Origin of the sequence: Priestia sp. RMT2NF4 (assembly GCF_047872835.1) — a bacterium.
Lineage (GTDB): Bacteria > Bacillota > Bacilli > Bacillales > Bacillaceae_H > Priestia > Priestia zanthoxyli.
In genome coordinates, this window is record NZ_JBLQZO010000007.1 from 182,743 (window position 1) to 189,026 (window position 6,284).

The window sequence follows — 6,284 nt, forward strand, 5'->3', positions numbered from 1 at the left end:
AAAAGCACGCAATTCTTCATTTCTAAATCAGAACCGTCATTTATTTTGTATTTGTTCGTTTTAAAAATTAAAGGAATAAAAGATAGAAATGAAGAATTCTTCTCCAACTAGTCTAAATGTAAAAAGTAAGGAGAACGATATGAAACTGTACGGAGATTTTGAAAAAGAAGATTGGCTAAACGTATTAAAGCTATCAGAAAAAGAGCTGCCTAATGCATTTATTATTCATGGTGAGTGGGGATTCCAAGATAATCTAAGCTTATGGAAAGAGATTTTATCTACCAATGTTCATATGCCTAAATGGAACACGGTGGTAGGTAAGTTCAAAAACAGAAATATAGGGTTTGCGAATGTGTACGGCAGTCCAATGGCATCAAACATCGTACATCAATTTGCCGCCAGCGGAACCGACCTATTTATTCAAACGGGATATTTTGGAGGCTTATCTTCAACTATACAATATGGAGATATCTTAATTGTATCTGCAGCACAAATGCAAGACGGCGTATCGCACTGGTATTTACCAGACCAAACGCTTGTAGAAGCTGACAAAGAGCTAGTGGAAGCCGCCTGCAGATATTGTGAACAAAAAGGCTACAGCTATATTAAAGGACATGTGGTCAGTATGGGTGCCATGCTTATGGAGACGCATAATATGGTAAAAGAATGGTCACTTGCAGATTTTCTCGGCGTGGATATGGAGACAGCTACCACTTTAGCGATTGCTCATAAATTCAACAAGCGCGCTGTGGGCTTGTTAAATTTATCAGACCACCTTCTTCACGGCGATACTCTTTATTCGTATACAAAGGACAGAGAGTTAATAGAAAGTGAAACTGATAAAGCCATTCGCGATGTGGCTCTTTATTTAAGCAGTACATACTAAAATAGAACAAATAAAAGAAGATAACTATTCAGTTATCTTCTTTTATTTGTTTCGCAGTTTTTAACACCTTTATAGTTTGTTTATAAACAGGATTCTCTGTTGTCAGCATTTAAATTTTTATTTGTTTATTGTTTAAACCAGCTTCCAACGTATCATACAGGGCAAGTTTATAATTAATTCGTTCTAGGTGGAGGTAAGTTTGCGACATATCTGCTTCTACTTTCTTTTTATGCTGAAGCATCATGTTTCTACGTTCGCTGATTGTACTTTCGCCTTTTTTATATGACTCTACATATTGCTTGATTTCAGCAAGAGGCATCCCAGTTGCGCGTAAAGCTAAAATAAACTTAACCCACTCAATATTCTGATCAGTATATAGGCGCTGGTCATGTTCGTTTCGTTCAACAAAGGGTAAAATACCTTCCTTTTCGTAGTAGCGCAATGTAGGAGCAGACAGCCCCGTTTTTTCTTGCATGTCTCTCATTGTATAAGACATGTGATTTCACTCCTATTTTCTTCATATGCGTATCAATGGTACAAATAGAAAAAGCTGTCCAAAGAGTGAGGTTACTCTCTGGACAACTTTTGACTTGATAGGATCCTCAAATTACCATTCTTGATGTACAGGACGAATGATCATTTCGTTTACTGCCACACCAGCTGGCTCTTCGATCGCAAACGCAATCGCGCGTGCGATGCTTTCTACTTCAATCGCACCTTTATAGAATTCATCGATACCTGATTTTAAATCTGTATCCGTGATTGTTTCTTTTAGTTCTGTTGCAATCGCTCCTGGAGAAATGTTCGTTGCACGAATGTTGCTTCCGCCAGCTGATTCTTCTAGACGAAGACCTTCTGTGATCGCTTTAACCGCAAATTTGGTTGCACTGTACACGGCACTTCCAGCACCTACTGCGTGTCCAGCTACTGAAGACAAGTTAATCACATGTCCGTCTTTTTGTTCTCTCATTGCTGGAAGAACTGCTGAGATTCCGTAAAGAACACCTTTAATGTTCACATCAATCATTGTATTCCACTCATCTACTTTTTGGTTGCGTAGAAGAGATAATGGCATAAGACCCGCGTTGTTCACAAGCACATCAATACGTCCAAATGCTGAAAGCGCATCTTGTGCTAGCTCTTGCATTTGTTCGTGAGACGTTACGTCTACTACTTTGTAGATTGCTTCTCCGCCGTTTGCTTTGATATCTTCTTGTAATGCTTTCAAACGATCTTCACGACGAGCTGCTAAAACAAGCTTTGCTCCTTTTGCTGAAAGCTCTTTTGCTGTTGCTTCGCCGATTCCGCTAGAAGCACCTGTAATAATGACAACTTTACCTTTTGTGTTAGACATAATAAACATTCATCCTTTCTGTTTTAACTGATTTCTACCTTTAGTGAGAAAGCAAGTCTATGACCTGCTGTTTTTCGCTGTGTTAGCTGGTACAGTAATAGCTTATCTCCTAAAGTCAGCTTTAACGCAAGGATTTTATAAAACTTTTTCTTATTTATTATGTAAAAATGCTGCTATTAGTATCTATAGAGCCTTTTCAAGAACTGTTTTTTTTCTGTAATTCTCTTTTCGTTTTCCTTTAATTTGTATTTACTTAATCATTTTCCTTTGTATCCCCCGCTATACATTAAAGTAAGCTTTACCTGTTACATTCTTTTTAAGGATTTATATCGGGAATAACCACATAATATATGTCTTATACTACAGATACACGCTTGTGTGCTGAAACTTACTTATTCAAAGCCAATTAAGAAGCATGAAGCACCTTCTGCTCCTTTTTTCCTTTTTCTTTAATTAGTAAGACACCTAACAACCCCATCATTGAAAACAAAATGGGAATCATAAAAGCATAATGATAGCCCACGTGCAGCGAGCGTTCAGGGAATAAATCAAGGACATTTCCGAAAATACTAGGTAATAATACGGCGCTTAAAAAGCCTCCCATATTAGCAAAACCTGATACAACTCCTACTTCTTTTACTGAAAAAGATTGACGTACTACGGCAAATGTCAAAGCGCTTGCGCCGTTTCCAAATCCGATGATAAAAAGTAAAATAACGACTAGCACGAATGAAGGTTTCACTCCCGTTAATAATAATCCTGTCCAGCTAAGCACCACAATAAGATGGACGAGTGAATAGATTTTTTTAATGGAGTTTAACCTGCTTGATATCCAGCTAATTAAAGGTCCGCCAATCATAGCGCCAAACAAACCATACATAATAAGCTGACTTGCATCAGCGCGAGATAAATGAAACACATTCATGCCATAAGGAACTCCCCAAGAGCCAATAAAACCTATATATGTACCTACTACACCAAAATGACAAAGAAATGTTGCCCATGCTTGACGAGTCGTCATTACCCTTTTTAGGATCGCCCATACGCTTTCTTGAGTCTTAACAGAGGCTTTATTTGCTTTAGCATCATCTACAAATAATCGTTTAGGTTTTATAACTAAAACGACATAAAGCAAATAAGATACCGCGATTAAAACTAGACCTATACTAAGAAAAGGAACTCTCCAGCCTGAAAAGGAGATCCACATAGATAAAGGCACGGTAGCTGATAATGACCCCACACTTCCTACCAGCCCAATTAAACCTAAAAGCTTTACAAACTCATTTCCCTTGAACCACTGACTTAAAATTAACACTAAATTGACAAAAATCATGGAGTCTCCGGTACCGACTAGCAAACGAGAGAAAATTAACACATATTCGTTGGGAGATGTGCTGTAGATAAGGCTTCCTATTCCGGTTAAAAGCGATCCGATGATAAGAAATCGATTTGGACCGTACCGGTCAGAAAGTAAACCAACAGGAATCTGAAGGCCTGCATAGGCTAAAAATTGTATACTCGTCATCAATCCTATAACGGATGCTGAAACGTGAAAATCTTTCATTAACTGCTCGGTAATAAGTCCGGGGGCTGTTCGTTGACTGACAATCAAATAATACGCTAATAGAGCGGTTCCAAAAACCACCCATCTATAACTACTTTCCTGCTTGTTCATTTTGATAGATCCTCTCATGTATAATTTTTTCTGCGTAGAAATGCTGGTGGAAAACGTTTAAGAGATGAAGATATTGATAGAATGAAGGTCTGTTTGATAAATAGGTCGCTATTGCGGACAGCTCTTCTTTTTATCCTTGTTTTTCCTTTCTATGATAATTTTAAGTTTTTAAAGGTTATTTTTCAATGAGGTATGGACTTTTAAAATATATCCTTTACTATTTCCCTTTCACTATTAGGCATCCAAGTTAGAGTTCTTCTTGTCATTTTTGGTTATAAAGCAATTCAATAAGAACCCATAAAGAACCTATATCACCCGTGTTTTTTTCAAAAGACCTCTTCTTTCACAGCTTTTCAGCTGTTTAATAAGTTGGTATAAAACTTGCATGTTCATTTATGAACACTTACTAAAGGAGGAGAATTTTATGAAAAAAGTTAAACGTAAGAAAAGTATTAAAAAGCAGGTCATTACTGGTGCTGTTCTCGCAGCATCTCTTTTACTGCCCATTTCAGCTTCTGCTGCATCTGCACCTTATACACTTTATCAAGTCGGAAGTACTGCAGACAAAGCGACTAGTACAAGCTTTGGACAAGTCTATATGGGTGGAAGCATCGATGTAGATGAAGCGTTCAAATGGATGATTCAAAAGGCAAACGGCGGAGATTTCTTAGTTATAAGAGCGACGGGTACTGATGCCTATAACTCTTATATCTACGACCTAGCAAAAAGCATAGGTAAGCCTCTTAACTCTGTTAGCACAATTGTCGTCGATGATTTAATAAGAGCAGGTTCAGACTCTTCTTTAATAGATAAGATTAACAAAGCAGAAGGCATCTTTTTTGCTGGAGGCAATCAAGCTGATTATGTAGATTTTTTAGAAGGGTCTCCCGCTCTTACAGCATTAAATAATCGTATTAATCAAGGCATTCCTTTTGGAGGAACAAGTGCTGGTACTATGATTCAAGGGGATCACATTTACGACTCTATCTCAGCAGGCTCTACAACTTTAGATTCTAAAACAGCGCTAAACAATCCTTATAGTTCTCTTATTTCCTTTACAGATTATTTGATTCAAACACCTCATAACAACAACATTCAAACAGACACCCATTTTGAACAACGAGATAGAATGGGACGCTTTTTAACCTTTCTTGCACGTAATATTAAAGATGGAGAAGAAACTGGAACAAGCGCAAAAGGGATTGCTGTTAATGAACAGTCAGCACTGTTGGTAGAAAAAGATGGTTCAGCTAAGGTCGTAACACAGCCGGGCTCTACAAATGCAGCTGTTTATCTAGCTAAAACGAATATGGCTCCTACCACTTGTGCAAACGGTCAGCCGCTGACGTTTAATAATATTTCTATCTATAAACTATTTAATGGCAGCACTTTTAATCTTTCCACTTGGACAGGTTCTGGAGGATTAGCTTATACTTTAAACGTAAACAGCGGTGTTATTACTTCTTCTACAGGAAAAGTTTACGGCGGAAATCAGCCGTAAACGGTAATTGAATAAGAAAAGGGAAGCTTGATCAGTAAAGTTTCCCTTCCTTACGCACATCAAGGATTGATTAAATGCTGTTTTGTTTTTAAATGATATAGATAATGCAGTCCTTTTTCTGTTATTTTCGTTCCGGCTCTGCCTCTGCGCTTTATAATATACTCTTTTTCTTCTAGTACATCCAAACGATTTCTCACCTGCTGTTCTGTAAGCGTAAAGCCTTTTAAATGCTGGGTGATCCACTTTCTGCTTGCTGCTTTTCCTGTATCATTACACTGTTTTATCGTTTCTAACAGGGCACGATTTTCTTGAAGTTCGATTAAGTCAACCGATTCATTTTCAACTTCATACAAAGAATGATCTTCTTTTTGACTACTAAGCCTATACTCTACGTCTTTTGCTTTCACTTCGTTGTCATCGCAGACGGTAAGTAAATACTCAATTACGCCTTTTAATTCTCTTATATTTCCTAACCATTCATGTTCGATAAGCAGCTTCATCGCTTCTGGATGGATATGCGTCCACGTTTTCGATTTGGACATAAAATGATGAATCAGTAAAGGAATATCGGTTCTTCTATATCTTAAAGGAGGAATCGTTAAAGATAATACATGTAAACGATAGTACAGATCTTCTCGAAACAGACCTTCTTTCATTTTATGTAGTAAATTGTTGTGAGTGGCTGCTATGATTCTTACATTAATCGGAATGACTCTTGTACCTCCTACCCGCCTAATTTCTTTTTCTTGAAGCACCCTTAAAAGCTGAGTTTGTAAACGCGGGCTGATATCGTAGGGTAAGAACCCGGCGCCTTAAGACCTCTCGGTCTTAGGTTTCCGAGAACTCCCCCCCGAACCGTACGTACCCC

Annotated in this window: 6 protein-coding genes; 2 read left to right on the forward strand and 4 right to left on the reverse strand. The window is 37.9% G+C overall.

Features of this window, described 5'->3' with window-relative positions:
- The first annotated feature begins 139 nt into the window (after positions 1–139).
- Positions 140–886 (forward strand): uridine phosphorylase, encoded by a 747-nt coding sequence (locus tag ACMX9J_RS23450; protein WP_328153312.1) that lies wholly within the window; start codon positions 140–142, stop codon positions 884–886.
- Between the two features lie 109 nt (positions 887–995).
- Here the strand turns inward: ACMX9J_RS23450 and ACMX9J_RS23455 are convergent, their stop codons facing one another.
- From ACMX9J_RS23455 to ACMX9J_RS23465, 3 genes are all read right to left on the reverse strand, one after another.
- Positions 996–1,382 carry a MerR family transcriptional regulator gene (locus tag ACMX9J_RS23455; RefSeq protein ID WP_033578534.1) on the reverse strand — a complete coding sequence of 129 codons (387 nt, stop codon included), beginning with the start codon at positions 1,380–1,382 and terminating at the stop codon, positions 996–998.
- A gap of 111 nt (positions 1,383–1,493) precedes the next feature.
- On the reverse strand, positions 1,494–2,240 hold the full coding sequence (locus ACMX9J_RS23460; protein ID WP_098113404.1) for an SDR family oxidoreductase: 747 nt from the start codon (positions 2,238–2,240) through the stop codon (positions 1,494–1,496).
- 406 nt (positions 2,241–2,646) lie between these two features.
- Entirely contained in the window at positions 2,647–3,915 is a 1,269-nt protein-coding gene (locus ACMX9J_RS23465) for an MFS transporter (RefSeq protein WP_098627169.1), read from the reverse strand.
- Positions 3,916–4,339: 424 nt separating this feature from the next.
- Here ACMX9J_RS23465 and ACMX9J_RS23470 point away from each other — a divergent pair, with 424 nt between their 5' ends.
- A complete protein-coding gene (locus ACMX9J_RS23470; protein WP_033578531.1) occupies positions 4,340–5,416 on the forward strand; it encodes a cyanophycinase in 1,077 nt (358 codons plus the stop codon).
- 59 nt (positions 5,417–5,475) lie between these two features.
- On the opposite strand, the gene ACMX9J_RS23475 is transcribed toward ACMX9J_RS23470, so the two are convergent.
- Positions 5,476–6,204, reverse strand: a complete 729-nt coding sequence (locus tag ACMX9J_RS23475; RefSeq protein WP_416226263.1) for a sigma 54-interacting transcriptional regulator — start codon at positions 6,202–6,204, stop codon at positions 5,476–5,478.
- Between the last annotated feature and the right edge of the window lie 80 nt (positions 6,205–6,284).